Consider the following 26168-nt stretch of genomic DNA (forward strand, 5'->3'; position numbering starts at 1 on the left):
AAAGTTTGACTGACTACGCACATCGCTGTGCGATTTATAAAAATGAATTAACAGGTACGTTTTGTCTTGTTTAGTTTTCAAAGATCATTTCCACTTCTTGTTGAAGCGACTTTATCAATATAACATTTCGACTTTCTTTTGTCAAATGTTTTTTTGATTTATTTCCCCGCCGCTGTGAGCTTATTTTCTCAGAAGCGCATCAGCGACGTTTAATAATATAACACGGTCAAGAAACAGAGTCAACACCTTTTTTAAAAGAATATCCTCGGTGATAGACAGCCTGTCCTTTCGTTTCTATTTGGCTGACGTTGATAAGTCCCTTTTCTGTCAAGTAATCAAGCATAACGCCAAGATCCTGTGTAAAGTGCTTTAGGTCATGATGTTGAAGAAGCTCACCGAATTGCCAAATGTCTTTTTCTTTCATTACTTCGAAAAGATGCGCCGAACCGATCTCTGCTTTAGAATGGATTAGAAAATCATTTGCTAAGAATAATAATTCTAGTCTTTTTTCCAAGCTCTCGTGACTTTCAATCAGCTCGGAATATAATTTGTACACTTGGGGCTCCATCTGGCGCACTTGGCTCCACACCGTGGTTTCGGGATGAAATCCTCTGTCGATTACTTCAATACGTGCTAAATGATGCAACGCATGAACAACTGCGTTGTAGGCATCTAAAAATTGATTGGCTTCAAAAAAAGCTTTTCCTTCAACATACCTTCTGATTAATTTGCCGTATTCGAGTCCGATCTTCAGTTTACGTTCGGCAAACGGAAATGTATTCAGCCTGTCAATCAGTTCAGCAACGTATTCATTACGGTCAAACAAGACTCTGCCATTTACAATCCAATCTATGATTCTTCTATTTGTTCCAAGCAAAATCCATTCTTGAATCTGAGAATCTGTTACCACATGCAAAGAAGCTGTTTGATGATCGAATTCATAGTGCTTTATAAAAACTGGCTCATCAGCATCCTTTACAATCACCAGCAAAGCTGCGTCAAAGTTATCTGTTAAGGAAGATGTTTTGTTTCTTCTCTCAATCATAATGACAGCCAATGTATTGGGGTGACTTGCTCTTTCTTGGTAAATTGGGCGGAGAAGATTTTCCATCACTATTCCTCCAATGCAATTGTTCAAATTTTTTTATTCTCTATTTGATTCAATTCTATGGTTAAAACGAAATTCCTTTTTTCTAAACACATTGAACTATTATAAACAATTTCACAGCAAGTCTCCATAAGTAAATTCCAGTTCAACCGAAAACATGAAGAAAATCCCATCGGGTTTGTGCTATAGTTAAATCAGAGGGGGATGGACATGGCGAAATACTCCAGCAAAATTAATAAAATCAGAACATTCGCGTTAAGTTTGGTTTTCGTTGGGTTTATCATTATGTACATCGGGATTTTTTTCAAAGAGTCAGTTTTGTTTTCTAGTTTGTTTATGATACTTGGGCTTTTATCGATCGGTCTCAGCACGGTTGTTTACTTTTGGATTGGAATGCTTTCGACTAAAGCGGTTCGCGTCATTTGTCCAGGCTGTGATAAAGAGACAAAGGTTTTAGGAAGAGTCGATATGTGCATGCATTGCCGAGAGCCGCTGACTTTAGATAAGGGATTAGAAGGAAAAGAATTTGATGAGTCTTATAATAAAAAGAAAATGTCGAAATAAAATAAGCTGACCGTTTCGTGCGGTCAGCTTATTTTTAATGATTTTCTTTTTTCGAACACTCTTGGCAGACGCCGTAAATTTCTAAACGGTGGTGGCTTACCTTGAAACCAGTGACGTGGGCAGCAAGCTGCTCAACTTCGTCAAGGCCCGGGTAATGGAAGTCCACAATTTTCCCGCAGTTTTCGCAAATCGCGTGATAGTGATCGGATGTGACAAAATCGAATCTGCTGGAAGCATCACCGTATGTGAGCTCTTTTACCAAACCTGATTCTCGGAACACACGCAAATTGTTATATACCGTCGCTACGCTCATGTTAGGAAATTTCCCTTCCAGAGCTTTATATATATCGTCCGCTGTTGGATGAGCCATAGAGTTAACGAGATATTCCAGAATCGCATGACGTTGAGGAGTAATGCGAACTCCGGTTTCCTTCAACGTTTCTAAGGCTTCTTTTAGTTCATGTGCAGCCATCCGTCATGCACCTCTCTTCTAAAAAAAATTCTTACATTGTAATGTTTATAATTAGTGTAACTCTTTCTACGATAATTTGTCAATTGATATCAGGGTAAAAGTAAGCATATCATTTGAGGCTGAAAGACGAATTTACTTTTCCGACATATCCTTGAGGGTTTGAAGCGCTTCGGCTACATGGTCTTTCACTTTTACCTTTCTCCATTCTTTAACGAGACGGCCTTCTTTATCAATTAAAAAAGTGGAGCGCTCGATTCCCATATATTCTTTTCCGAAGTTTTTCTTCAGCTTCCACACATCAAACGCTTCCGCCAGCTTATGCTCATCATCAACAAGAAGCAGAAATGGAAGATCATGTTTCTCTTTAAATTTTCCGTGTTTTTCCTGGCTGTCCGGGCTGACACCGATAATGACGGCATCCAGTTCACTGAAGCTTTCGTGATTGTCCCGAAAATCGCAGGCTTCCGTTGTACACCCCGGTGTCATGTCCTTTGGATAAAAATAAAGCACAATATACTTTCCTTTATAATCCGATAATTTTACTGTTTCCCCATGATCGCCTTTTAACTCAAGATCAGGTGCTTTTTGTCCGATTTCTATAGTCATTACGTTACCTCCGGATGTTTTTTTATTAAGCGTATCCAATTCTTGTCCAGATTACAACCATCTCAGCTGCATCTGAAGCCCAAAGCCATTGTTCTTGTTCGGAAGCATGCTACAATAGAAAGGACGCATGGAGATATAGGAGGTTTTTATTCTTGCATACAAAATCAATTGAACTTCACAATGAGGCATTAGAGCACATTGTCGGCGGTGTAAACAGCCCGTCTAGATCATATAAAGCAGTCGGCGGCGGTTCTCCCGTTGCAATGGAGAAAGCAAGCGGCGCTTATTTTTGGGATGTGGACGGCAACAAATACATCGATTATTTAGCGGCGTATGGTCCGATTATTACAGGACATGCCCACCCGCATATTACAGAAGCGATTAAAAAAGCGGCAGAGAACGGTGTATTGTATGGAACACCGACGAAACATGAGGTTACATTTGCAAAGATGCTCAAAGAAGCTATTCCCGCTATGGACAAAGTAAGATTCGTCAATTCGGGAACAGAAGCCGTTATGACGACCATCCGCGTGGCCCGCGCATATACAGGCCGGACAAAAATCATTAAATTTGCAGGCTGCTATCACGGGCATTCGGACCTTGTGCTTGTCGCTGCAGGCTCCGGCCCGTCCACTCTCGGCACTCCGGACTCAGCCGGTGTACCAAAAAGCATTGCAAACGAAGTGATCACTGTTCCATTTAATGATATCGAAAGCTATAAAGAGGCTCTTGATAAATGGGGCAGTGAAATCGCGGCAGTTCTCGTTGAACCGATTGTCGGCAACTTCGGTATCGTTGAGCCAAAAGAAGGTTTCTTAGAAAAAGTAAATGAATTGACGCACAATGCAGGCGCTCTCGTTATTTACGATGAAGTCATTACGGCTTTCCGCTTTATGTATGGCGGCGCGCAGGATCTCTTACAGGTGAAACCGGATTTAACAGCGCTCGGAAAAATTATCGGCGGCGGACTTCCGATTGGCGCCTATGGCGGCAAAAAAGAAATCATGGAGCAGGTAGCTCCGCTAGGGCCTGCTTATCAGGCTGGAACAATGGCAGGGAACCCCGCTTCCATCCTATCAGGCATCGCTTGTCTGGAAGTGCTCAAAGAGGAAGGCGTGTATGAAAAGCTTGATCACCTTGGCGCAATGCTGGAAGAAGGCATTTTGCAGCACGCAAAAACACATGGCATCACAATTTCAGTCAACCGGTTAAAAGGCGCACTCACGGTTTATTTCTCTGATGAGAAAGTCGAAAATTATGAGCAGGCTGAACGGAGTGACGGTGAAACATTCGCTAAGTTTTTCAAACTGATGCTGGAACGCGGAGTTAATTTAGCACCTTCTAAGTATGAAGCCTGGTTTATCACGACAGCACATACAGAGCAGGATATTAAAGACACGCTTGAGGCGGTCGAGGATGCTTTTAAACATCTTAAAAACTAGAATTTGACACCTTGGACAGGAGCATTGAGCTCCTGTTTTTTTATGGATTCAAATAACGTGTAAGATTTTGGTCTTTTTCTAGAAAAATAGCTTGAATATTTGTATCGATCCCTGTATATTACTTAATTGTTTAGCAAATAAACTAACCGGGAATTTTAAGGATTAGCCCATTTGCTATGTCACACAATTTACTATAGAAAGGAATGCACGCACAAACCAATGAAACTTGGTGCCCGCATTTTCAAAACCGGGATTGCGATTACACTTGCCCTTTATTTGGCTTCGTGGATCGGGCTTCCCGCGCCGATTTTCGCTGGAATTGCAGCGATATTTGCGATTCAGCCGTCGATTTACCGCTCTTTTCTCATTATTATTGACCAGGTTCAGGCAAATATCATCGGAGCTGTGATTGCCACAGTGTTCGGCCTTATTTTCGGACCCAGCCCGATTATGATCGGGTTAACAGCAGTTATTGTCATTACAATCATGCTGAAACTTAAAATTGAACATACAATTTCAATTGCTCTTGTAACAGTCATTGCGATATTAGAATCTGCCGGTGACGACTTTTTAATGTTCGCGCTGATCAGAACAAGCACAGTCATCTTAGGGGTGCTTTCTTCCTTTATCGTCAACCTTGTGTTTTTGCCTCCTAAGTACGAAACAAAGCTGATTCATAATACCGTCGAAAACACCGAAGAAATTATGAAGTGGATCAGATTGTCCATGCGGCAGTCGACAGAGCATTCGATTTTGAAAGAGGATATTGAAAAACTGAAAGAAAAAATGATCAAACTTGATCAGACATATCTTCTATATAAAGAAGAAAGAAGTTACTTTAAGAAAACGACTTATGTGAAATCAAGAAAGCTTGTACTGTTCAGACAGGCCATTATTACTGCAAACCGGGCGCTTGATACATTGAAGAAGCTGCATCGTCTGGAAAACGAGATCTATCATATGCCGGAAGAGTTTCAGGAAACACTGACTGAAGAGCTTGATTACCTGCTTTACTGGCATGAACTGATTTTAATGAGGTTTGTCGGCAAAATCAAGCCGCATGATGACGCGGATGAAGAAGGCATTCGATATAAGCAGCTTTTAACAAAGTCCTTTTTAAAAAATCAGCAAAATACGGATGAGGAGCTTATTGATTACAACATGCTCAATATTATGGCAAGCGCCGTAGAGTACCGCGAGCAGCTCGAACATTTAGAAACACTCATCACAAGTTTTCAAACGTATCATCCGAAAGACTGCGAAATAGAAACAGAAGAGTAACCCGGTTAAACAGCCGGGTTTTTTTATACAAAAAAATCTTATATCCTTCGTTAAAAGGATATAAGATTGATGTTTTAGTTCAAATTTTGAATGGTAAATAAGTGCTTGTACTGGCTGTCATAGTCCATGAGTTCATCATGGGTTCCGGTTTCAATGATTGTGCCGTTTTCCATGACGACAATCTTATCCGCATGTGTGATCGTCGATAACCGGTGTGCGACAACAAAAGTTGTTCTATCCTTCGCCAGTTTGTCCATCGCTTCTTGAATATAATGCTCACTTTCCAAATCCAGAGCCGATGTCGCTTCATCTAAAATGAGGAGCGGCGGATTTTTCAGGAATACCCGCGCAATTGAGATCCGCTGCTTTTGTCCGCCTGAAAGCTTAACGCCTCGTTCTCCCACCCGGGTCTCATATCCTTCTGGAAAACCCATGATAAATTCATGGGCATTGGCAGCTTTGGCGGCTTCAATAATTTCTTCAAGAGTGGCATCAGGTTTGCCGATTGCGATATTCTCCCGAATCGTTTCACTAAATAAAAAGGTATCCTGCAGCACCATGCCAACCTGGTTACGAAGGCTTCGCGCTTCATAATCGCGTATATCCTTCCCGTCAATCAGCAGTCTGCCGCTTGAAACATCATAAAATCTCGGGATCAGGCTGACAAGCGTTGATTTTCCTCCTCCGCTCATGCCGACGAGAGCTACAGTTTCCCCTCTATTAACTTTTAAAGAGACATCATGGAGAATGTTTTCTTTTTCCTTTTCATATTGAAATGAAACGTTTTGAAACTCCACTCCTCCGCGAATCTGATCGGCCTTTATCGCATTTGGTTTATCAGTGAGTTCATAGGGCTCGTCGATAAATTCAAACACCCTGTCCATTGATGCGATTGACTGTGTCAAGGTTGTAGAGGAATTGATCAGTCTTCTAACTGGGTTGTACATTCTGTCAATATATCCGACAAACGCGACCATTGTTCCGACTGTCAGCGGTCCATTAATGACAAAATAGCCGGCGCACGCAATGACGATGAGCGGCGCCAAATCTGTAATGGTATTAACGACCGCAAAGGTTTTGGCATTCCAATTCGTGTGGCTGATGGCCTTATCTAAGAAATGACCATTTTTCTCATTAAATTGAGCCTGTTCATGGTCTTCTATTGCAAAGCTCCTGATGACCGGCATGCCTTGAATGCGCTCGTGCAAATGCCCCTGTACTTGAGCTAGCGCCTGTGAGCGCTCCCTTGTCAGCTTTCGTAAACGGCCGTAAAAATACTTCACTGATATGCCGTATAATGGGAATAAAACGATAGAGATCAGTGTTAATTTTATGTCCAGCGTCAGCATGATAGAGATCACGATCAAAATCGTCAGCATATCTAGCCATATATTCATCAGGCCTGTGATGACGAAATCCTTTGTTTGTTCCACATCATTGATCACTCGGGAAATGACTTCCCCTGTTCTTGTATTCGCATAAAAACGAAGGCTGAGTTTCTGTATATGGTCAAACAGCTTAGCTCTTATGTCATAAAGCACCTTGCTGGCCGTCCACTGGGCAAAATATTGCCGATAATATTCAACAGGCGGGCGCAAAATTAAAAATAAGGCGAACATGATCGCCATAATCGTGAACAATGACGTTGTTTTGTCACTAGCCGTGCCGCCTCCTTGAATAATGTCGTCAACTACGTACTTCAGAAGCAATGGGAGAGCAAGCGGAATGGAGAATTTTACGATCCCGATTAACACTGTAACGAAAATTTGCTTCTTATAAGGTTTGACGAATTGCATGTAGCGTTTCATAACCCCCACGTTGATTCCCCCTCTCTCTTGGTCATGATGTGTGTGAGCCCATGTGAAAAACCTGTTGTACCCCGCAACAGGTTTTTACGTAACCATTATTTTGTATAGCGCAAATACCGTTCATACCACATATCAACAAACTCGGGCGCAAATGGTCCCTGACGCTGGTGAATCCAATGGAGCAGCGTGTTTAAGTAGTCTCTTAATATACTGTCGATTTCTTTTGGATAATTCATGGCTTTCCGGTGATCATCATATTCGTCTTCATCAAGAATATTGTAGGTCATGTCAGGGAAAACCTTAACATCTAAGTCATAATCGATATATTTAATTGCTTCGCCATCATAGGCAAACGGAGAACTGATATTGCAATAATAATGAACCCCGTCTTCCCTCAGCATCCCGATGACATTAAACCATTGTCTTGCATGAAAATAACAGATTGCGGGCTCTCTGGTTATCCATGTCCGGCCGTCTGATTCGGTTACCATCGTCCGGTCATTGGCCCCAATGACACACATTTCTGTACTTTTTAAGATTGTTGTCTCATTCCAAATTCTATGAATCAGCCCGTTGTGCTTATAGCTGTGAATTTGAATGGTTTCTCCTTCCTTGGGATAGCCCATATTTCTCCCCTACTTTCTATAAAGCCCTACAGTTAGTATGTCCAAATTTGCTTACCGACAACGTCTTTTACCTATTATAACGTTACAATTTGAAAAATGAAAATAAAAGAGCCATTCCGGCCGGGGAATGGCACATTCCTGCACTACACAAAGGAAGACGGCTTTTCTGAGCTGCGATAAGAACGAATGACCTGCTCTGTCTGCTTTTGAAACATATCCTGTATATCGGCAAGGTGTTTCCGTTTTACCGCAATTTCAGCCTGAATCCCCCGCAGCCTTGCATCCCTTTCCAAATGCCTGAGTTCCGCTTCAATTTGTTTGCAGCGGTCGAGCTCTGATTGGAGATCGAGAAGCTTATCCATCGTTTTCATCTGTTCACTTACCAGCTTTTCAAATTCCGTCATCGGTTCCTCCTTCAGCCTGGTGAAAGTATAAACGTTTCCTCCTTTAATCATTTCGATCTCCATAAAGCAAACCCTTTGACTCATTCTGTAGACCTTCCACAAGTTTTGTCGTTTTTCAAACAGAAAAAAGCACTTCCACCCGAAGATGAAGTGCTTTTTTCTGTTTCAGTGATTAGCTGTTTTGTTGTTTGTTTTGTTCAGCAGATTGGTTTTGTTGTCTTACCTGCTGTGTGTCAGTTTCACTAGCGAATTCAGTGCCGAATTGACCTTGTTGGCCAGCTGATTGCTGGTTTTGTTTTCTAACTTGCTGAGCGTTTGTTTCGCTAGCAAATTCAGTGCCGAATTGACCTTGGCCAGCAGCTGATTGTTGGTTTTGTTTTCTAACTTGTTGAGCGTTTGTTTTGCTGAAATTATTTGAGTTAGCCATTGTTATCACCTCCACGGTCATTAGAATGTGCAGGTGATCGTATAGCTATTCCTCTTTTTTAAAAATTTTTAAACGAGCAGTGAGCGTCCGCCGTCAACGATAATAGTCTGTCCGCGGATCATGTCAGCCTTGGAAGACACTAGAAACTCAACGGTATCAACCATGTCTTTAATTTCGACCATGCGGCCCGCCGGTGTGTTTTGGCGCGCATCCTCAAGCAAATCTTCTCTATTCGGGAAGTGTTTCAGCGCATCTGTGTCGATCGCTCCGCCTGAAACAGCATTGACGATAATTTGTTTTGGTGAAAGCTCAACCGCAAGATAACGTGTTAAAGCCTCTAACGCTGCTTTTGATACACCAACCGTGGTGTAGTTTTCAAGGTAGCGGATTGAGCCTAATGAACTGATGCTGACAATATGCCCGCCTCCGTTCTTCTCCATTAGCTTGGCAGCTTCCTGAGCGCAGAAAAGCAATGCTTTCGCATTAATGTTCATCGTCCAGTCCCAGTGTGTTTCTTCTAATTCCATGACAGGTCTTAGTACTCCTGAAGCGGCATTATTGACAAAAACATCAAGTCTGCCGAACGTTTCATCAATTTGCTGAAACATTTCTTTGATTTTTGCAGGCTGTCCTACGTTTGCTTTTACGACAAGCACTTTAACACCAAGCTTTTCGATTTCTTCCGCTGTTTCTAGTGCTGCTTTTTTGCTGCGGGCATAGTTAATGACGATGTTATAGCCGTTCTCAGCAAGTCTGATCGCGGCCGCTTTTCCGACACCGCGGCTGCTTCCTGTTACGAGTGCACATTTATTTTGTTCCATTTTTCCTCATCTCCTTGTAGCGTATAGTTCTTTTATTTCCACAAACAATAATGGCAAGAACTTTAAAGGGGGTCTTCTGTTATGTATGTCGGACGTGATATGAGCGAATTGAGCATGGTTTCCAAAAAAGATTGGAAGAACAGTGAACTCGCTTATTTTCATCATGCCTTTCAGCAAATTATGCCTTACTTGAACGAAGAAGGCCAATCAAAATACCGGGAATTAACGCAAGAAATTGAAGCGCGCGGCGGAATGAAGCGCAATGAAGCGGACTACAGCCACGGCACGCGCGTTTCTTACGATTAAGAATGGTTTACGGAGCAGCCGAATATGAGGCTGCTTCCACTGCCATCTTCCAGATTTTTTGATGTGACACCGGGAACGCAAATTGTTCGAGCTCTTCTTTCGTTACTTTTTTCAGCTCGGCAGTATCCGACACTTGTTTTACTTTACCGAAAAACACAGAAATATTCCATACCAGGTGGGTGAAAACGTGCTCGACTACACCTTGCAGATCGCTGATATCAGCTTGTATCCCATATTCGTTTTCTAGAAATGCTATGAGCTGTTCACGCTCAGTTTTGATCCCTTTTTGGGTTTCAAGATTAGGGAATTCCCATAGGTTGGCGAGCAAACCTTTAGACGGCCGTTTGTGGATATACACTTGTCCGTCTTCATCGGTCAGTACGATCGCGGCCATTGTTTTGATCCCGGGCTTTTTCTTTTTGCTTTTGACCGGAAGCTCCCGTTCAGTGCCTTCTTCAAATGCTGAGCAATGCTGCTGAACCGGGCATAGCAGGCATGAAGGTGATTTTGGCGTACAGATCAAGGCTCCAAGCTCCATCAAGCCCTGATTAAATTCAGAAGGTTTTTCTTTGGAAATAAAAGCTCGTATAGCGTCTTCAAAGATCGTTCTTGTTTTTGGTTTGGCAATATCATCCCAAATAGAAAGAATTCTTGACATGACACGCATCACATTTCCGTCAACCGCGGGAATGGGTTTATTGTAGGCTATACTGAGCACCGCTCCCTTTGTATAAGGGCCGACGCCTTTTAACCCGCCAAATTCTTTCTCGTTTGGAGGGACAATGCCGCCGTATTCCTGTTTTACTTCTTTTACTGCGCTTTGCAGGTTTCTGACTCGGGAATAATAGCCGAGTCCTTCCCATGCTTTCAGCACCTTTTCTTCATCTGCATCAGCGAGCGCTTCCACTGTCGGGAATTGTTCCACAAATCGCAGAAAGTAAGGAATCACAGTCTCTACTCTTGTTTGCTGCAGCATGACTTCAGACACCCACACTTTATACGGATCTTGGTCCTCTCTCCACGGCAGAACGCGCTGCTCTCTTTCAAACCATGTGATTAAATCATCGCGAAATTGCTGTATGTCTTTTTGTTTTAATTTGTCTTCAAGTACGTTCATATGTGTTTCTCCCCAGTCTTTCGCGCCCCGCTTTTCTTTAGACTGTTTTTTGTTGTACACTAAGGGCACAGTACGATAATATGTTACATTAAATAATAGTAAAGAAAAAGCGGAAACATATGAGAACGATTGAATCAGTTTAAAAATTGGGTATATGAAAATGGGGAATTTCTTACAAAGTGAATGTGCAGGATCATCCTGCAAGGAGGTCACCTATGGATACGGGCACACATGTCGTTATGGGCATCGCACTGGGCGGTATTGCGACGCTTGATCCTGTTGTCGCATCAGATCCGGCAATGGCTCACGCTGTTATGATCGCAACGCTTGCGGGCTCTCAGGCTCCGGATATTGATACTGTGTTAAAGCTTAAAAACAATGCTGTTTATATAAGGAATCACAGAGGATTTACCCATTCAATTCCCGCCGTTTTGTTTTGGTCTGTCATCATCCCGGCGATTCTGTATTTATTTTATCCTCAGGCCAATTTTCTGCACCTGTGGCTGTGGACGCTGCTGGCCGTTGTTCTGCATGTCTTCGTTGATATATTCAACGCCTATGGGACACAAGCCATTCGTCCGTTTTCGAAAAAATGGGTTGCGCTTGGGCTGATTAATACGTTTGATCCGTTTATTTTTATCAGCCATCTGGCAGCTATTGCGATTTGGTATGCAGGCGGCAGTCCCGGCATCACGTTTCTCAGCTTATATATCATATTGGCAGGCTATTATTTGGTGCGCCTGATCATGCAGCTGAGAATTAAACGAAAGCTTCATGAGATGATTCATGATGAGATTGAAAGCATTATTATTTCTCCAACGATGAAATTCAGGCAATGGCGAATCGCAGTGACAACAGCACATGCTTTCTATGTAGGAAGAAGCATGGAAGGACACGTCGTGATTCTGGATACATTTAATCGAGTGCCTGTTCCTGAAACCGATGTAATGCATGCGGCAAAGCAGGATGATAACATCGCGGCGTTTCTGTCCTTTTCTCCGGTTTACCGGTGGGAAGTGGATACGTTTAAAGATCATTATGAGGTGAGATTTATCGACCTGCGTTATCGGAGCAAAGGCCATTATCCTTTTGTGGCAATTGTTCATATCGGCCATGATCTTACGATTCGTTCATCCTATACGGGATGGATATTCAGCGAAGAAAAACTTCAGAAAAAATTAAAGCTCGGCTCTATATAGAGCCGGGCTTTTTACGTCTTATATATAAAACAGCAAGCAGCAGACTGACGAGAGATATGATCGCCGATATGTTGAAGTATGGCGGATAGTAAGTCAGCTCAATGTGATTGTCTCCCTTTTGCGCCTTGAAGCCTATAAAAGCATAGTCCGCTTTTTCGATCTTCTCTGTGTGTCCGTTGATCTTCAGCTCCCAGCCTTTTTCATATGGGATCGGAAGCATGATGTACTGGTCTTTTGACAGATGATATGCAAAGGTCAGTTGATTTTTGTTCCAATTCAGTTTCTCTGCTTTCTCTGTTTTATGTTGCAATACAGCGTTTTTCAGCGTTTCATAATTTTCTTCATAGAGCGCTATATTTCTCAGCTCATAGGTTCCTTTCGGAAGATGGATTGAGATATGGCCTGATTTAGGCACTCTGACCGTAATATCATTTACACCGGTTTTATAGATCGATTTGTTCGATTTCCTTGTTGTGACATAATCATTTACCTTTAATGTAAATCCTTTGTCTTTTGCTTTGCTTTTCAAATAAAAGCTGACATAGTAGTCTCCCGGAGCGGATGATGGCTGTTTCGGAGTGATGGTCAGCTCTCCTCCGTTTTCTCCAGTTACGGTGAGCAGTCCGTTTTGATAATGGGCTTGTTTTGCGGTGATGTCCGACTTGGTGATCAAATTGGCCGGTTTTGGTGTCTGCTCGGTTTTTCCAGATGGATCTTTTAATATGATTCCTTTCAGCATCGCCTGTTCTTTCGCAAGAGCGGGCAATTGGTCCAGCTCACTTTCGCTGTATATGGCATCCGCTGTTTTGACGAATGGAAGCATGTACTCATTCTCATAAACCGCATAATGCTCTGTTTCTAAATGCTTTTTGAAGCCGAACGGGACGCTGGCTGCGTTTGTTTTTTCCGTCATATAATATTTGCCGTAAAGCAGGCTGTATAAATTCGCCCTGTCTCCCAATGACGCATAACGGCTGACGCTTTCCCTGCCCATATCGATGCTTAAATCATTCCAATAGAAGGCCAGCAGATTTTTATTTAAAATGCTGGAATAGGCGCTGAAGCCATTAAATCCGTAAATGATTGGCGTATTATTGCGGACACCGTTCATCCAGTCGATTCTCATGAGCGGGTCATTGTCTTCCTTTTGTAAACGTCTGATGAGCTCAGATGATTCTTGCCCTCTGTATTCCTCACTTGTAAGATATTCTCTTGTCACACTATCCAGATCGCCGCCTTCTGAGAGTGCGTATTTTTGATAGGAGTTGGCGACAAACAGCGAAGAAAGAATGATGATACCGTACACAGCCACTTTTGCCCGTTTTTTCGCAAAAGCTGCAGCAAACAAGGCTGCGATTGTCATGAGTAAGAGCAAGAGAATGCTTTCATTCGCAGGCTTCCATATATCGAGCTTATACCTTTGGATATGATACAAGTAAAGAAGCAGGACGATAGCTATGGCCGGGAGCAGTTCTTTCCGTTTCAGTTCAGACAGCTGTGACAAACCAGCCGCCGCTGCTCCCGCAATGGTAAAGGCCAGAACATATTCAAAGCGGTTTTGCGGGGCGGAAAAGCCGTTAAAAACGCTTGCCGCATACGGACTGAAATGAAAAAGAATAAACAGCAGGCTCAATCCGGCAAAAAGACGAAACACACGGTTTTTGTAAAAAGACATCATAAACAAAAACAGCAGAAAAGCGGCCGGCACAATGATGATCCGGCTCGAAAATAATATATTATCATCGAAATTGAGCCACTCTATTTTCTGGCTGTATGGGGGGCGCAGGTTGTTTAAATAACCGTATACCACCGGCACAAACACCGCCGCACTGATGCCAAAAGAAATGAGGCCCGAAACCAGAAATAATCTGCATTGAATCCATCTTTTCACTTCATCCTGTTCCAGTCTGATCAGCCATCTGAACAGCACGTAGATTCCGATGAATATAAGGTTTATGTATGCAAAGTAAAAATTGTTGATGAACGTCAGCGAACACGCAACAATAAACCACGCCGGACGCCGCTCTCTAATAATTTTTTCTGCGCCAAGCACAAGCAGCGGAAGCAAAACCATTGTATCGGTAAAAAATTCCCAATACGCTTCGTGACGGAAATAAATAATCGAGACGCCATATAACACGCCCCCCGTAAACGATGCCGCTCTATGCTTGAGAAGATAGTGAAAAACAGAAGCGGACGTAAAGATGATCAAGCTCAATTTGAAAATACTGATAAAAACAGCTGACTCTGCCCAAAAAAGCGTATCCGCTTCTCCGATAAACTGGAGGGCTTGAAGCAGCCAGACAACGGCGGACACAGCAAGAAATAGAAAAGAAGCAGAAAAATAATAGCCGAGCTGACTGAATGTGCCGCCGCCAAGTCCGAATGAATAATTGTAGAAAAAATTCCCATGTGTATATTGGTCAAATAATAATTTTTTAAATACGATCATTTGCGCAAGCCCGTCACCCGGACCTGTCATATATCTGCCTTCCGCCCATTCTTTCACAAAAAAGGCGTGTGCCAGAACGGACACCAGCAGACTGGCCGCATATATCATAACATGTTTTCTTTTCATATACATTCTCCAGTCTTGCTTTTAAGATGATAGACACGCAAAAAAAGCACTGCCAATGGCGCTTGGTGATTTCAGTGCATTTTTGTCAGACGCCGCACGCTTTTTAATTCGTTCGTTTCAGGCAGGTCTTTGTTTGGGATATTCGCTTCTTTGATCAAATAATGCGGGCGTTTTTTTGTTTCATAATAAATTCGGCCGATATATTCGCCTATGATCCCGAGGCTTAACAGCTGTACTCCGCCGAGAAATAACACAGCTGAGATAATTGTAAAATACCCAGGCACAGAAATACCGTTAGTCAGAATTTTAACGAATGTGGCAATGATATAAATGATGGAAAGCAGCAAGATGAAAATGCCGGTGTAAAAACATAATCTCAGCGGCTTATGATTAAATGAAACGACGCCGTCCATACCGTAATTAAACAGACTGCTGAACGACCATTTGGATGTGCCGTTTTTCCGTTCGACATTTTCATAAAACACAATTTTCTGATCAAAGCCGATCCAGCAAAAAAGGCCTTTTGAGAAGCGGTTTCCTTCGCTCAGCTTCAAAAGAGCATTTACAGCTTGGCGGCTTAACAATCTGAAGTCACCCACACCATCACGCAAATCGACTTCCACCGCTTTATTAATGAACTTGTAATACATTGATGATAAGAGTGAGCGGACAAACCCGTCTCCTTTTCTGTTCCTTTGGGCAATGACCTGGTCGTACCCTTCTTCGTAGCCTTTGATAAATTCCTTCAGCAAATATGTCGGATGCTGCAGATCGGCATCCATTACAATTACCGCCTCGCCCTGAACATGCTCAAAGCCCGCCAAAATCGCGGCTTCTTTTCCAAAGTTCCGAGAAAAAGATATATATTTCACCCGGTTGCACGTCACTGCCAAGTCTTTGATCTGCTGAAGCGTGTCATCAACGCTTCCGTCATTTATGAAGAATATTTCATAGTCATAATGAATGTTTTTAAATTCCTTTTTTAAAGATTCATGAATGAGTTTGACATTATACCCTTCATTGTAAGAAGGGATAATAATCGAGATTAATCCTTGCTTCATTAAGGCACCTTCTTTTTATTATTCTTTTTAAGTATTGCCTTAGGGGAGTTTTACACAAATCTTCAGTAAGGCTATTCCTTTTTTTAAAGTCGTTTAAACCTGTTTTTTGTTACAATTTTATGGTGACATTCATGATTTTTAATGTTATTTTGTCATGTTTAAAACAGACTATGAAAAAATCGCACAGAAAAAGTCTGCCATTATGGCAGACGGATGGAGAGAAAATTTTTCTTATTGGTTCTTAAGATATTCCAAAATCAGCTGATTGACGATGGCTGGTTTTTCGTGGTTAATCCAATGGGATGCTTCATCTACAAAGATGAGATGTCCATTCGGGCATTGCTTTTCCGTCTCTTTCGCAAGCTTTCTGCTCAAAAAGCGGTCTTCCATTCCCCAGATCATCCGGTAGGGTGCTGTTTCGTAAGGCGGTTTCTCTGCAAGGCTTCCTTTTCTGAGGGCTCTGTACCAGTTCAGCATAGCTGTCAGTGCACCCGGCTGTTTCCACGCTTCTTTGTACCTGCTGACATCATCGGACGAAAAAATCTCCGGACGGGCCGATAATCCAATCGCTTTGTCTAATGTTTCATATTCATTTTCCCTTAGTGATGCCTCCGGTATGTCTGGCAGCTGAAAGAATGCGATATACGAGCTTTTCAGCCACTGCGGCGGATAAAGCGGCGTTACGGTTTTCATGACGTGCGGGTGCGGGATGTTGATCGCGATCAGCTTTTCAAGATATTCCGGGCGTGTGGAAGCCAAATGCCATGCGACAGCCCCTCCCCAGTCATGCCCGATGACAATTGCTTTTTCATCAGTGAATTGCGTAATAAGTCCGATGATATCATCTCTTAATGCATCAATCCGGTACGAATCAATTCCTTCCGGTTTGTCACTGAGATTGTAGCCCCGCTGATCAGGAGCAATGACCCGGTAACCCGCATCAGCAAGCGGTTTGATTTGATTTTTCCAGCCGTACCAAAACTCAGGAAATCCATGAAGCAGGACAAGTAACGGGCCGTCTTCCGGTCCTGCGCTTGCAACATGGAGCGTGATTCCGTTTGTATTGACAAACTGGCATTTAACTCCGTCCACTTCTATCTCCTCCTTGACTGTGCATCATGGTTTTCAGTCTTTTTTCCGTTAGCATAAATATGATGACACAAGCGGCAATCAGCAGGATTAGCTGAAGAATGATCAAGCTTGATCCCAGCAAAAATCCCATTCCCGCAATCACCAAGCCTGACAGGATCATTAATGATGCACTGTAACGGTTCGCTTCATTCCATAATCTTTGATCTGACATTGAGCGTCTTGTTCTGTATCCGTACACACTGTTGATGGATTTGGAAGAAACTGTTTGATCAGTATGCCCGCAATGATCATAAGTCCTCCGCTGACTAAACCAGCCATATTATCATCTCCTTTCTCATTGTTACGTGCAGAAAGAAGAAATGTTTCACACATAGACAAAAAGACAAGCCTCGGCCTGCCTTTTATCGCATTTGTAAATCCTTTGTGTGAATATAGCCTATAACACCGCCATAATCCACGAATGCCCAAGTGAAGTCAAATCCTCCGTTTTCACTAAATCCCCACCCGAGTATTGTCACCTTTGTTCCAGATGAGAGCTGCTTAGCTTTTCCGTTTTCGGGTGTCGGTGTATAGAAGGCTGTCTGTTTCGTTGTTTTCGCTTGGCTTGCGGTTTTCATTAAAAAGTGAGTTGAAATATATGCTTTTTTTCCTTTGAAATGAATTTGAGCCCAATCGGCATTTACGAACCCATCGACTGTTACCTTTTGTTCTGATGATACAGTGCCGAGAATATCACCTTCATGATTTGGCTCAGTCCGGACATTCAGTTTTCCTGCTTTTATGATGTAAGTATCGGATGATGGCATGCTGACAGATATGTCGTGAAGGGGCGCAGCTTTTGCTGCGGGAGCGGAGTGAAGTGCTGTCAAGCCCATTCCTATGGCAGCTGTTAAAGCGAGCATTACTTGTTTCTTTTTCATTTAAAGCTCCTCCTCGCATTTGACAAGATATAAGTTGTATTCCCTGATTGACAGGCTGGCGAAACATGTTTTATGTGAAAAAAATGAAAAAACCTGCCGGTCGCTAATGGCAGGTTTTTAATGCAAAAGGCCTCTGCTTTGATGTAAGTAATCATTCACGTCGTTACGGGAGCTTTGAAAAAGGTGGAGCTGGCCTCCGTAGTTTTCGATCCATTGTGTGACGATTTTTTCAGTCATTTTTTCACCCTGATAGGCGTGTCCGGCTTTTGCATAGGTTGCTTCAAAATCGCTCCATAGCAGTTCCACCCATGTTTTCGCCTGTATATAGCTGATCATATCGTTCTTTTCCAGAAGCAGATTCGTCAGTTTCTCAATGTACATATTCATGTGTGCAGTCTCCTTTCTTCAGGAAAAAAATAACGCTTTATTACGTGGTGTTCTCCATATACTAACCTTACGTCTTCATCTGGAAAGACGCAACTTTTTGATCTCGAACTTAGGGGGATATGACATGGTCCGGAATAAAGAAAAAGGATTTCCTTACGAAAACGAAAACAAATTTCAGGGTGAACCGAGAGCAAAGGACGACTATGCTTCAAAGCGTGCTGATGGATCGATCAATCAGCATCCTCAAGAAAGAATGAGAGCCTCTGGCAAACGGTAAAGAAGAACAGCTGCATACACTGCAGCTGTTTTTACCCTTTATTGACTTGATATTCGTAGACGCTCTTCTTTTCTGATAAGTGTGCGAAGGTAGAAAGCACAAGTCCGCATGCAGTCATAAGCGCGCCGCCTGCAAACAGCCAGGAATAAGAGCCAGTTCCGCTTAAAATCATTCCGCCGATCCATGCACCAAGGGCATTAGCAAGGTTAAATGCTGATACGCTGACAGCTGCGGCAATGGTTGTGCCGCCCTCAGATGAGGAAATGACCTTTGTTTGCAGCAGAGGCGGCGTGCCGAATGCGCATGCCCCGAATAGGAACGTGGCCACAATGGCTGCAGCCGGGTAAATGGCGATGTACGGAAATACAGCCAGAACACCGATTAAACCGATCATTACGCCGATCATCGTCCGAGTCAGCAGAGGCAGTGGCACTTTTCCCGCAAAAAAATTCCCTGCAACGCCTCCCAAACCATACGCAAAGAGAGCGCCTGTAATGCCAACCGTGCTGAATCCGGCTGAATGTCTCAAGATCGGTTCGATAAAGGTGTAGGCGATAAAGACACCGGAATAGCCTAAAATGGTAATCGCGAAGGAAAACAGCACTTGTTTGTGCTTAAAAACCCCCCACTCATTCATAAGCATGGGGATCACTTTTGGTTTTCTGTTTGGCACGGCAGCCATAAGGCCTAAAAATCCGATGACTCCAAGTGCCGTAATGATGGAAAACACCGCTCTCCAATTCAGGACATCTCCGAGATAAGAACCGAATGGAACACCAAGCATTAGAGCTACTGTGAGTCCGCCGTTCATTGAAGCAGCGGCTGCAGCGCGCCTTTCCGGCGGAACCATTTCACTGGCGAAGACCATGGCTATCGCGAAGAATGCGCCGTGAATGGACGCAGATAAAATTCTTGAGACGGCCAGTACCGCAAAATTCGGTGCCAGTGCGCTCATCAGGTTTGAAAGGATAAAAATCGCCATCAGCCCAAGAAGCACAGGCTTTCTCGGGAGTTTGACGGAAATGATGGTGACGAGCGGTCCTGTCAAACAGACGCTTGCCGCGTAAGCCGTGACAAGAAGCCCTGCAGATGAAACCTGTATATGAAAGTCATTGGCAATCGACGTCAAAATACCCATCACCGCGTATTCTGTATAGCCGATTGAAAATGTACAAATCATAAGAACAAATATAATAAATTTTACAGATGGGCTTTTGATACTCAACGTCATCGCCTCCTTTGATATTAAAAAACAACGATTTCCATACTAAAAGATTTTTAAAATGAATTCAATGATTTTTTCTTTAAGACCTCGTGTAAATGTGCTGCACAAAAAAAGAGGCTGATGATCAGCCTCCCTGTTACGCTTTATTCTTTTTCTTTCAAAACTGAGATTGGCAGCGCTTCCTCTTGCTGAGGAGAAGAGGTTCTGTATCCCCATGCGAAAACGCCATTTAAATAACTGATGGTAAACTCGTCCTCAGTGTCTTCAACACGGTACGTTTCTCCCGGTGAGTAATCTTCCGGGTTCAGCAAATATGCTTTTGCCATCGTAATTTTCCGTTCGAGCACAGCCAGTTCGTTTATAATTCCGTGCTGTTCGGCTTTTCTTGCTTTTTCAGAAAGTAATGCAATTTCAGTATTGAGTTCGTGCGGTGTCATTTGACTGTATCGTTTCTCCATTTTTTCAGCTACTCCTCTTCGTGCAGAAATTGTTCGATTAAATCGAGTGAGAATCCTTTGCGGAATAAAAATTGTTTGACCTTCATGGCGCTTTCATAGGAGCCGTCATAGCGGTATTTTCTAAGCGCTTTTTCTGCTTGAATGCGCAGCGCTTCTTTCTCTGTGTCTTCATCATTTTCATATTCAATCTGCTCTAGCGCCGCATTGATGACATCAAATGAGAAGCCTTTGCGCTGAAGCTGCATCTGGGCGCGCTGTTTGAGTTCTTTTGTCGAAAGCTTTTTATCTTTTTTGAGAAGCTTTTCAACATGCTTGACCGCTTCTCTTGTCTGATCTTCAAAGGAAAAAGAACTTAGCGCCTCCTTAATTGTATCGTCATCAATTCCCTTCGCTCTCAGCTCTCTGAACAAAACATCAGGTCCTTTTCCGTTTGTTTTTTTGTGGGTGCTGACATAGGCTGCGGCAAATTCCTGGTCGTTTAAGTACTTGTAATCGTTGAGCTTATGGATGACCTCCGCAATGACGGGTGGCGAGGTTTCTTTTTTCTTCAAGTGGTCCTCGACCTCTTTCGTTGACCGCATTCGATAGGATAAAAATTCAAGCGCGCGGTTGAAGCCTTTCTTCACTTCATCGCCGTATTGAATCTCAATGATGTCAAGATCATCAAGTTCTTTTCCCTTCTTGAGCTCATATTTCACGAGCACATCCGCGTCCACGCTGAAGGCGTATTTATCATCCAGAAAAATATTGAAGCGTTCCGTATTCTTTTTTTGCGCTGATATTTTTGTAATAAACGGCATCTTAATCTCCCTTCTCAGGCCTGAAACGTGTTTCCTTTTATTAAAATGAGGTAAAGTATATTTATTAGAACGATGAGGAGAGATGTTGATGAATATCGCAATGACGGGCGGAACCGGTTTTCTCGGCCGGCATCTGACAGGCGTTCTTACCCGCCAGGGACACCATGTTTATATTTTATCAAGAAACGCAAGGGAAACTGAACAAAAAAATATGACATATGTCCAATGGCTGACGGAAGGAGCCGCCCCGGAGCAGGAACTTCCTCATATTGATGTCTGGATAAACCTTGCGGGAAAATCGATTTTTGGCCGCTGGACAGAAAAAACGAAGCAGGACATTCTCTCCAGCCGTATCAATGCGACGCGTGAAGTGCAGCGGCTTATTCGTAAACAGAAGGAGAAGCCGAAGACATTGATCCAAGCCAGTGCTGTGGGTATTTACGGTACAAGCCTTGAGAAAACCTTTACAGAGGATTCTGCAACGTCAGATGAGGATTTTCTCAGCCATACTGCGCACCTGTGGGAAAAGGAAGGACAGAATATTGAGGCGATGGGCATCAGGACGGTTTATGCGAGATTTGGCGTGATGCTTGGAGAAAAAGGCGCTCTACCGCTTATCGTTCTCCCCTATAAGTTTCTGGCCGGCGGAACGATCGGAACAGGCAGACAATGGCTGTCATGGATACATGTCGAAGACGCGGCCCAGATGATCCGATATGCGGTGGAAAACGCCGGCATCTCTGGCCCAATGAATGTCACCGCGCCCAATCCTGTGGAAATGAAACAATTCGGCAAAACGATTGCACGGGTGAAGCACCGCCCGCACTGGCTCCCCGTCCCGGAATTCTTTTTATCAAAAGCATTGGGTGAGATGAGTCTTTTGATTGTGAAAGGTCAGCGCGCTCTTCCTAAAAAAGCGATCACCTCTGGATTTCGTTTTACATATTCGGATCTTGCCTTCGCACTCTTACAGCTGATAACGGACCGAAAGACTGTATAAAAACAGCAGGAAGCGTCAACCTTAAGGATAACATGGTTGAAGGAGGTCCTTTTTATGGAAAAAAAGAGGGAGAAGCACCAGCAAGGCGCCAACCTGAAGAAAATGCAGGAAGTTCTTTATTCAGGCGAATTTAAAAAAGCGGAAAAAGCTGCTAAGCGGAAGTAGGAATACATAGCCCCTTAAAACCAAATACTATCTTTGTTTGATATCACTTTTTAGGGGGAATTTGATATGGGCAGAAATCATATCCACAAAAACCGTGATAAAAACAAACAAAAGCTTCCACAAGTTCCCGATGCATTAAAAAGGGAAACTGACGGCGTTTACGAAGAATATTCAAGCGAGCTTGCTGATGCAAATGACCGCGAAGCGCAAGAGCGTGCGAAAGCAGCCGACAACAGAGCGAAAAAGAAATCTCGTTAATAAAAACCCCTTGTCTCCGTTTGAGACAAGGGGTTTTTTACATTTCAGTGAACCGGTCGCGGATCGGTGTGCGTTTTTTCACTTCCGGCGACTCGTCAGGATAACCCGTTTGTATGATGGCGGCGAAGCGTTCATTATCCTGTAAACCAAAGGCCTGATGGACTTCTTTGTCGTATAGGATTTTTCCGCTTTTCCAAACCATGCCGATTCCTTTTTCCCAAGCAAGAAGCTGAAGGTTTTGAATCAATGAGCTTGTTGCCGCAAAATCGTCGTCTCGCGCTCTTTCGTTTTCATCTTCCTGAAATACGACGAGCAGAAAACCCGGAACGCGCCCAAGTGTGTTTTTGAAATTTTGAAGCTTTTCCTCTGTCATATCCGGCTTGGATTTCTTAGAGAACGCTGCAAATGTATTGATGAGGTTCGCTTTACCTGTCTCACTGGAAACGTAAATAAATCTCCATGGCTCTGTTACTCTGTGATTTGGCACATATTTTGCCGTTTCAAGCATGTCAAGAATGACTTCTGCAGGTACTGGCCCTTGTTTAAACTTTCGAATCGATCTTCTGCTGCGTATGATGTCCCGCAGTTCTGAGTGCTGATGTATTTGTTCGGTTTGAGGCATACCGTTTCACCTTCCTATCCAATTGAAAATGATTATCATTTCATAATGATAACGGAAAGTGCATCTTGTTGTAAACCATCATCCGTATTAGATGTTAAAAATACGCGTTTCTGAGTAAACGGCCGTTCCTGTCATCTTCACTTTCACATGGCCGTCCGCTTCGTTCATTTCGATTTCGACTTTTCCGTCCTTTCCGATTTCCTGCCCTTGTTCAATGATAAATTTATGCTGCTCGGCATTGCCATAATGTTTCATATAAGCCCCCATCACGCCGGACGCTGTGCCGGTCACTGGGTCTTCAATTGTTCCCGAATACGGGGATGAAAAGTGGCGTCCGTGCAGGTCGCTGTCAGGATGAACGGTTTCAAAGGTAAACGGATGGACTGAAGCTTTTGGCAGATCAACTAACACATTCGGAAATTGTTTGTTATCTGGCACCATCTTTTTAGAAGCCTCTAATGATTTAAGCGGTACGATGGCTGTCCATATGCCAGTGCTGCCAAATACAATCGGAAGATCTTCATGAAAATCTTCTTCGGTGATTCCCAGTGCGTGCGCAAGTTTTTCCCGATCGCCTGTAAATGGTTTGAATTGCGGGGAGGCCTGTTCAAGCGTAATGTGAATGCGGCCATCTTTTTCAGAAATGTTCACAGGCAGTATTCCGGCTTTCGTTTGGATGCTGTACGTTTTACCGCTCTCCAGCATCCCTTTCTCACATAATGCGTAAAGAGAAGCAACTGTAGCATGACCGCACAAATTCATTTCGTGTCCAGGGGTAAAGTAACGGAGTTCAAGATCGGCCGACTCGCTTTTTCGGATAAAGGAGGTTTCTGAATACCCGGCACGCTCGGCTATGATCTGCATCTCGTTTTCAGTAAAATCGTCTCCCTGCAATACGACGCCTGCGGGGTTTCCTTTTCCGGGACTGCTTGTAAATGCTTCATATTTTAATACCTCTGCTTCTTTCATTCATCTGCCGCCCTTTCTTTATCAATGTCTCTGTCAGTATAGCAAAAATAATTACGAATCTTCAGTTATTAATAAAAAAACCCATTTTCTTCTTCAAGAAAATGGGCGTAACGATCAAGAGTTTCTTGTTTTATAGAGCAAATAAATAAAATAAGGGGCACCGATAGCCGCTGTAAAGACGCCGGCTGGAACTTCCACCGGAGCAAATAAGGTTCTGCCGACAATATCAGCTGTTAAGACGAGCAGAGCCCCAATAAGTGCCGACGCCGGAAGCAGCGCGCCATAAGATGAGCCGACAAGCCGTCTTGCAATATGGGGCGCCATCAGCCCGACAAAACCGATTGTGCCGGCAACTGAAACTGCACAACCCGTAAGAGCCGTACTCAAAAGGAGCAAGAAAAAACGATTTCGCTGCACAGCGCTTCCCGCACCCGCCGCAATATCTTCACCCAGCACCTGTATATTCATATTTTTCAGCGCGACAAAACAAATGAATAGGAGAATGACAGATAAGATAATAGCTATTTTTACATGCCCCCAGTTTGACCCATAAACTGACCCAGTGATATATACATTGGCTTGTGATGCCCGATAAATCGGACCTTTGATCATCAGCAGGGTCGTCATCGCCTGCGCCGACATAGAAAATCCGATTCCGATAAGCACCAGCCGAAATGTGGAGGCGCCATTTTTATATGCCAGTAAATAGACGATGAGACCGACAGCCGAGGCGCCGATAAATGCGGCCGCTGGAAGCCATGACAGGCTGATCGTCAGTGAACTGCTGCGGTCTGAGAAGAACATCATTAAAAGTACGACAGCTACTGCCGCTCCTCCCGTTATTCCGATAATATCCGGAGATGCGAGAGGGTTTCTGACGAGTCCCTGCAATATCGCGCCTGCCGCTGCCAAACAAACGCCGGCGCATAAAGCCGTCAAAATTCTTGGCATGCGGAACGACATGATCATCAGTTCATCCAGCTTGGAACCTGCGCCAAAGAATGTTTTTGCTACATCCCAGGGAGGAATAAACCTTTGTCCAAGACCGGCGCTTATGATGAGGACAGCAGCTGTTAATCCCAGTAAAACCAAAAAGACGATCCACGCTTTCTTTTCAGCCGCAGTAACGCCAAAACGAAGTTTCATAGCTTCGCCCCCCTTCTTGCGATGTACACAAACACAGGCATTCCGATGATGGCGGTCATGACCCCGACAGGAACTTCCTGAGGCATAATGATATATCGCGCACCAATGTCCGCGGAAACAAGCAGAATGGCACCCAAAACAGCGGAAAACGGCAGAACCCAGCGATAATCATTACCGACGACGAACCTGGAAAAATGCGGAATAATGATGCCGATAAAGGAAATCGGCCCGGCAATGGCGACAGCAGATCCTGCTAGCAAGACAACACAAAGCGCCATCACGAATTTCAGCAGGCCCGTTTTTTGGCCGAGTCCTTTTGCCACATCTTCTCCCATCACAAGGAGATTTATTTTTTGGCCAAGAAAAAAGCAGATTACCAGCGCTGCCGCTGCATATGGAAACATCGTCATCAGCAGACCCAGACTCCTGCCCTGCACAGAGCCAGTCAGCCAAAAAAGCACCTGGGCAAGCTCAAGTTCGTTGACAGACAGCAAGCCTTGCGTCAGAGAAGAAAACATGGCTGCCATGGCAGCGCCCGCCAGCGTCAATTTGATTGGTGTCAGCCCTTCTCTCCCAAGCGAGCCTGCTGCGTAGACGATCGCAGCGGTAAATGCTGCCCCGAGAAACGAGCTCCATACTAGTGCCTGAGGTGATTGAATATGCAGAAAAAACGATCCGGCCACAATAAAAAAGCCGGCACCGGCGTTTATTCCGAAAATTCCCGGTGACGCAAGCGGATTTTTTGTGAGCGCCTGCATGAGTGCTCCCGCGGCTGCAAGCGAAGCGCCGACGACTGTGGCAACCAAAGCACGCGGAAGCCTGACGTCCTTGATGATGACATGCTCATTTGTACCGTTGAAGGAATGAAACGCTTGATAGACCTGTCCCCATGACGTACCTGTATAACCGTACACAACACTTGCGCAGACAGCTGCCAGTAAAATGAAAATCAGACATAATAACGTAATCCATTTTGAAGATGCCTTTTTGCAGATCATGATCTCATTCTCCCAGATTTACTATGTATTG

30 protein-coding genes and 1 pseudogene are annotated in these 26168 nt (G+C 43.8%); 9 read left to right on the forward strand and 22 right to left on the reverse strand.

Annotated elements, in window-relative coordinates; translation table 11 throughout:
* Positions 1-226: 226 nt before the first annotated feature.
* Positions 227-1111 carry a nucleotidyltransferase-like protein gene (locus tag BFW96_RS15525; protein ID WP_069839939.1) on the reverse strand — a complete coding sequence of 295 codons (885 nt, stop codon included), beginning with the start codon at positions 1109-1111 and terminating at the stop codon, positions 227-229.
* A 207-nt stretch (positions 1112-1318) separates the two neighbouring features.
* Here BFW96_RS15525 and BFW96_RS15530 point away from each other — a divergent pair, with 207 nt between their 5' ends.
* Positions 1319-1672 (forward strand): YgzB family protein, encoded by a 354-nt coding sequence (locus BFW96_RS15530; RefSeq protein WP_069839940.1) that lies wholly within the window; start codon positions 1319-1321, stop codon positions 1670-1672.
* A 34-nt stretch (positions 1673-1706) separates the two neighbouring features.
* On the opposite strand, the gene perR is transcribed toward BFW96_RS15530, so the two are convergent.
* Both perR and bcp read right to left on the reverse strand, forming a co-directional pair.
* Positions 1707-2144 (reverse strand): peroxide-responsive transcriptional repressor PerR, encoded by a 438-nt coding sequence (gene perR / locus BFW96_RS15535; RefSeq protein ID WP_003223285.1) that lies wholly within the window; start codon positions 2142-2144, stop codon positions 1707-1709.
* A 132-nt stretch (positions 2145-2276) separates the two neighbouring features.
* A complete protein-coding gene (gene bcp / locus BFW96_RS15540) occupies positions 2277-2750 on the reverse strand; it encodes a thioredoxin-dependent thiol peroxidase (RefSeq protein WP_014663282.1) in 474 nt (157 codons plus the stop codon).
* Between the two features lie 152 nt (positions 2751-2902).
* Between bcp and BFW96_RS15545 the strand changes: the two genes are divergently transcribed.
* Entirely contained in the window at positions 2903-4192 is a 1290-nt protein-coding gene (locus BFW96_RS15545) for a glutamate-1-semialdehyde 2,1-aminomutase (protein WP_041521271.1), read from the forward strand.
* Positions 4193-4411: 219 nt separating this feature from the next.
* Positions 4412-5473, forward strand: a complete 1062-nt coding sequence (locus BFW96_RS15550; RefSeq protein WP_014663280.1) for an aromatic acid exporter family protein — start codon at positions 4412-4414, stop codon at positions 5471-5473.
* A gap of 74 nt (positions 5474-5547) precedes the next feature.
* On the opposite strand, the gene BFW96_RS15555 is transcribed toward BFW96_RS15550, so the two are convergent.
* From BFW96_RS15555 to fabL, 5 genes are all read right to left on the reverse strand, one after another.
* Positions 5548-7290 (reverse strand): ABC transporter ATP-binding protein, encoded by a 1743-nt coding sequence (locus BFW96_RS15555; RefSeq protein WP_014663279.1) that lies wholly within the window; start codon positions 7288-7290, stop codon positions 5548-5550.
* 86 nt (positions 7291-7376) lie between these two features.
* Positions 7377-7907: a nucleoside tri-diphosphate phosphatase gene (gene ntdP / locus BFW96_RS15560; RefSeq protein ID WP_003223272.1), complete on the reverse strand. Its 531-nt coding sequence runs from the start codon at positions 7905-7907 to the stop codon at positions 7377-7379.
* A 143-nt stretch (positions 7908-8050) separates the two neighbouring features.
* A complete protein-coding gene (locus BFW96_RS15565; protein WP_003242708.1) occupies positions 8051-8311 on the reverse strand; it encodes a YgaB family protein in 261 nt (86 codons plus the stop codon).
* A gap of 172 nt (positions 8312-8483) precedes the next feature.
* Entirely contained in the window at positions 8484-8738 is a 255-nt protein-coding gene (gene sspE / locus BFW96_RS15570) for a gamma type acid-soluble spore protein SspE (protein WP_014663277.1), read from the reverse strand.
* Positions 8739-8806: 68 nt separating this feature from the next.
* The gene (fabL, locus tag BFW96_RS15575; protein WP_003223262.1) at positions 8807-9559 is read right to left on the reverse strand and encodes an enoyl-[acyl-carrier-protein] reductase FabL; all 753 of its coding nucleotides are present in this window, start codon (positions 9557-9559) and stop codon (positions 8807-8809) included.
* A gap of 81 nt (positions 9560-9640) precedes the next feature.
* On the opposite strand from fabL, the gene BFW96_RS15580 reads away from it, so the two are divergent.
* Entirely contained in the window at positions 9641-9865 is a 225-nt protein-coding gene (locus BFW96_RS15580) for a hypothetical protein (protein WP_014663276.1), read from the forward strand.
* A gap of 7 nt (positions 9866-9872) precedes the next feature.
* Here BFW96_RS15580 and mutY read toward each other — a convergent pair whose 3' ends face one another.
* Complete coding sequence (gene mutY / locus BFW96_RS15585) at positions 9873-10982, reverse strand: A/G-specific adenine glycosylase (RefSeq protein WP_040083669.1); 1110 nt, start codon at positions 10980-10982, stop codon at positions 9873-9875.
* Between the two features lie 215 nt (positions 10983-11197).
* On the opposite strand from mutY, the gene BFW96_RS15590 reads away from it, so the two are divergent.
* Positions 11198-12181, forward strand: a complete 984-nt coding sequence (locus tag BFW96_RS15590; RefSeq protein WP_014663274.1) for a metal-dependent hydrolase — start codon at positions 11198-11200, stop codon at positions 12179-12181.
* On the opposite strand, the gene BFW96_RS15595 is transcribed toward BFW96_RS15590, so the two are convergent.
* From BFW96_RS15595 to BFW96_RS15620, 6 genes and pseudogenes are all read right to left on the reverse strand, one after another.
* A complete protein-coding gene (locus BFW96_RS15595; protein ID WP_069839941.1) occupies positions 12174-14759 on the reverse strand; it encodes a YfhO family protein in 2586 nt (861 codons plus the stop codon). The two genes, BFW96_RS15590 and BFW96_RS15595, sit on opposite strands and share 8 nt — an antisense overlap.
* A 71-nt stretch (positions 14760-14830) precedes the next feature.
* Positions 14831-15820 (reverse strand): glycosyltransferase family 2 protein, encoded by a 990-nt coding sequence (locus BFW96_RS15600; protein ID WP_069839942.1) that lies wholly within the window; start codon positions 15818-15820, stop codon positions 14831-14833.
* Between the two features lie 231 nt (positions 15821-16051).
* A complete protein-coding gene (gene ephM, locus BFW96_RS15605; RefSeq protein WP_069839943.1) occupies positions 16052-16912 on the reverse strand; it encodes an epoxide hydrolase EphM in 861 nt (286 codons plus the stop codon).
* Positions 16899-17230 (reverse strand): annotated as a pseudogene (locus tag BFW96_RS15610) (SdpI family protein). The gene ephM and the pseudogene BFW96_RS15610 overlap by 14 nt, the downstream one beginning before the upstream one ends.
* A gap of 83 nt (positions 17231-17313) precedes the next feature.
* Positions 17314-17832 (reverse strand): SH3 domain-containing protein, encoded by a 519-nt coding sequence (locus tag BFW96_RS15615; RefSeq protein ID WP_040083674.1) that lies wholly within the window; start codon positions 17830-17832, stop codon positions 17314-17316.
* A 117-nt stretch (positions 17833-17949) separates the two neighbouring features.
* Positions 17950-18219, reverse strand: coding sequence for a YfhJ family protein (locus BFW96_RS15620; RefSeq protein WP_014663267.1), 270 nt, complete (start codon positions 18217-18219; stop codon positions 17950-17952).
* A 124-nt stretch (positions 18220-18343) separates the two neighbouring features.
* Here BFW96_RS15620 and BFW96_RS15625 point away from each other — a divergent pair, with 124 nt between their 5' ends.
* Positions 18344-18496 carry a small, acid-soluble spore protein K gene (locus BFW96_RS15625; RefSeq protein WP_003223241.1) on the forward strand — a complete coding sequence of 51 codons (153 nt, stop codon included), beginning with the start codon at positions 18344-18346 and terminating at the stop codon, positions 18494-18496.
* A gap of 31 nt (positions 18497-18527) precedes the next feature.
* On the opposite strand, the gene BFW96_RS15630 is transcribed toward BFW96_RS15625, so the two are convergent.
* The 3 genes from BFW96_RS15630 to recX all read right to left on the reverse strand — a co-directional run bounded on the left by BFW96_RS15630 (position 18528) and on the right by recX (position 20979).
* Positions 18528-19721, reverse strand: coding sequence for an MFS transporter (locus BFW96_RS15630; RefSeq protein ID WP_083252902.1), 1194 nt, complete (start codon positions 19719-19721; stop codon positions 18528-18530).
* Between the two features lie 143 nt (positions 19722-19864).
* The gene (locus tag BFW96_RS15635) at positions 19865-20179 is read right to left on the reverse strand and encodes a YfhH family protein (protein ID WP_014476208.1); all 315 of its coding nucleotides are present in this window, start codon (positions 20177-20179) and stop codon (positions 19865-19867) included.
* An 8-nt stretch (positions 20180-20187) separates the two neighbouring features.
* A complete protein-coding gene (gene recX / locus BFW96_RS15640) occupies positions 20188-20979 on the reverse strand; it encodes a recombination regulator RecX (RefSeq protein ID WP_069149210.1) in 792 nt (263 codons plus the stop codon).
* An 88-nt stretch (positions 20980-21067) separates the two neighbouring features.
* Between recX and BFW96_RS15645 the strand changes: the two genes are divergently transcribed.
* The 3 genes from BFW96_RS15645 to BFW96_RS15655 all read left to right on the forward strand — a co-directional run bounded on the left by BFW96_RS15645 (position 21068) and on the right by BFW96_RS15655 (position 22402).
* Positions 21068-21979, forward strand: a complete 912-nt coding sequence (locus BFW96_RS15645; protein ID WP_069839945.1) for a TIGR01777 family oxidoreductase — start codon at positions 21068-21070, stop codon at positions 21977-21979.
* Between the two features lie 54 nt (positions 21980-22033).
* The gene (locus BFW96_RS15650; protein WP_003223230.1) at positions 22034-22144 is read left to right on the forward strand and encodes a YfhE family protein; all 111 of its coding nucleotides are present in this window, start codon (positions 22034-22036) and stop codon (positions 22142-22144) included.
* A gap of 66 nt (positions 22145-22210) precedes the next feature.
* Entirely contained in the window at positions 22211-22402 is a 192-nt protein-coding gene (locus BFW96_RS15655) for a YfhD family protein (RefSeq protein WP_014663262.1), read from the forward strand.
* A 37-nt stretch (positions 22403-22439) separates the two neighbouring features.
* Here the strand turns inward: BFW96_RS15655 and BFW96_RS15660 are convergent, their stop codons facing one another.
* The 4 genes from BFW96_RS15660 to BFW96_RS15675 all read right to left on the reverse strand — a co-directional run bounded on the left by BFW96_RS15660 (position 22440) and on the right by BFW96_RS15675 (position 26137).
* Positions 22440-23024, reverse strand: coding sequence for a nitroreductase family protein (locus tag BFW96_RS15660; RefSeq protein WP_069839946.1), 585 nt, complete (start codon positions 23022-23024; stop codon positions 22440-22442).
* Between the two features lie 87 nt (positions 23025-23111).
* Positions 23112-23993, reverse strand: a complete 882-nt coding sequence (locus BFW96_RS15665) for a PhzF family phenazine biosynthesis isomerase (RefSeq protein WP_069149207.1) — start codon at positions 23991-23993, stop codon at positions 23112-23114.
* A gap of 114 nt (positions 23994-24107) precedes the next feature.
* Positions 24108-25139: a FecCD family ABC transporter permease gene (locus BFW96_RS15670; protein ID WP_014663259.1), complete on the reverse strand. Its 1032-nt coding sequence runs from the start codon at positions 25137-25139 to the stop codon at positions 24108-24110.
* A complete protein-coding gene (locus tag BFW96_RS15675; RefSeq protein ID WP_069839947.1) occupies positions 25136-26137 on the reverse strand; it encodes a FecCD family ABC transporter permease in 1002 nt (333 codons plus the stop codon). The genes BFW96_RS15670 and BFW96_RS15675 overlap by 4 nt, the downstream gene beginning before the upstream one ends.
* Positions 26138-26168: the final 31 nt, after the last annotated feature.

This window comes from Bacillus sp. F56, assembly GCF_001748205.1.
Lineage (GTDB): Bacteria > Bacillota > Bacilli > Bacillales > Bacillaceae > Bacillus > Bacillus stercoris.

Coding starts and splice junctions, on each gene's coding strand:
- BFW96_RS15650 (WP_003223230.1), top strand. CDS start 22,034: ATGGAAAAAAAGAGGGAGAAGCACCAGCAAGGCGCCAACCTGAAGAAA.
- BFW96_RS15600 (WP_069839942.1), bottom strand. CDS start 15,820: ATGAAGCAAGGATTAATCTCGATTATTATCCCTTCTTACAATGAAGGG.
- BFW96_RS15645 (WP_069839945.1), top strand. CDS start 21,068: ATGAATATCGCAATGACGGGCGGAACCGGTTTTCTCGGCCGGCATCTG.
- BFW96_RS15675 (WP_069839947.1), bottom strand. CDS start 26,137: ATGATCTGCAAAAAGGCATCTTCAAAATGGATTACGTTATTATGTCTG.
- bcp (WP_014663282.1), bottom strand. CDS start 2,750: ATGACTATAGAAATCGGACAAAAAGCACCTGATCTTGAGTTAAAAGGC.
- BFW96_RS15670 (WP_014663259.1), bottom strand. CDS start 25,139: ATGAAACTTCGTTTTGGCGTTACTGCGGCTGAAAAGAAAGCGTGGATC.
- BFW96_RS15665 (WP_069149207.1), bottom strand. CDS start 23,993: ATGAAAGAAGCAGAGGTATTAAAATATGAAGCATTTACAAGCAGTCCC.
- perR (WP_003223285.1), bottom strand. CDS start 2,144: ATGGCTGCACATGAACTAAAAGAAGCCTTAGAAACGTTGAAGGAAACC.
- BFW96_RS15660 (WP_069839946.1), bottom strand. CDS start 23,024: ATGCCTCAAACCGAACAAATACATCAGCACTCAGAACTGCGGGACATC.
- BFW96_RS15530 (WP_069839940.1), top strand. CDS start 1,319: ATGGCGAAATACTCCAGCAAAATTAATAAAATCAGAACATTCGCGTTA.
- ntdP (WP_003223272.1), bottom strand. CDS start 7,907: ATGGGCTATCCCAAGGAAGGAGAAACCATTCAAATTCACAGCTATAAG.
- BFW96_RS15635 (WP_014476208.1), bottom strand. CDS start 20,179: ATGGAGAAACGATACAGTCAAATGACACCGCACGAACTCAATACTGAA.
- BFW96_RS15655 (WP_014663262.1), top strand. CDS start 22,211: ATGGGCAGAAATCATATCCACAAAAACCGTGATAAAAACAAACAAAAG.
- BFW96_RS15595 (WP_069839941.1), bottom strand. CDS start 14,759: ATGAAAAGAAAACATGTTATGATATATGCGGCCAGTCTGCTGGTGTCC.
- BFW96_RS15625 (WP_003223241.1), top strand. CDS start 18,344: ATGGTCCGGAATAAAGAAAAAGGATTTCCTTACGAAAACGAAAACAAA.
- BFW96_RS15525 (WP_069839939.1), bottom strand. CDS start 1,111: ATGGAAAATCTTCTCCGCCCAATTTACCAAGAAAGAGCAAGTCACCCC.
- BFW96_RS15565 (WP_003242708.1), bottom strand. CDS start 8,311: ATGACGGAATTTGAAAAGCTGGTAAGTGAACAGATGAAAACGATGGAT.
- BFW96_RS15550 (WP_014663280.1), top strand. CDS start 4,412: ATGAAACTTGGTGCCCGCATTTTCAAAACCGGGATTGCGATTACACTT.
- mutY (WP_040083669.1), bottom strand. CDS start 10,982: ATGAACGTACTTGAAGACAAATTAAAACAAAAAGACATACAGCAATTT.
- recX (WP_069149210.1), bottom strand. CDS start 20,979: ATGCCGTTTATTACAAAAATATCAGCGCAAAAAAAGAATACGGAACGC.
- sspE (WP_014663277.1), bottom strand. CDS start 8,738: ATGGCTAACTCAAATAATTTCAGCAAAACAAACGCTCAACAAGTTAGA.
- BFW96_RS15580 (WP_014663276.1), top strand. CDS start 9,641: ATGTATGTCGGACGTGATATGAGCGAATTGAGCATGGTTTCCAAAAAA.
- BFW96_RS15615 (WP_040083674.1), bottom strand. CDS start 17,832: ATGAAAAAGAAACAAGTAATGCTCGCTTTAACAGCTGCCATAGGAATG.
- BFW96_RS15620 (WP_014663267.1), bottom strand. CDS start 18,219: ATGAATATGTACATTGAGAAACTGACGAATCTGCTTCTGGAAAAGAAC.
- fabL (WP_003223262.1), bottom strand. CDS start 9,559: ATGGAACAAAATAAATGTGCACTCGTAACAGGAAGCAGCCGCGGTGTC.
- BFW96_RS15590 (WP_014663274.1), top strand. CDS start 11,198: ATGGATACGGGCACACATGTCGTTATGGGCATCGCACTGGGCGGTATT.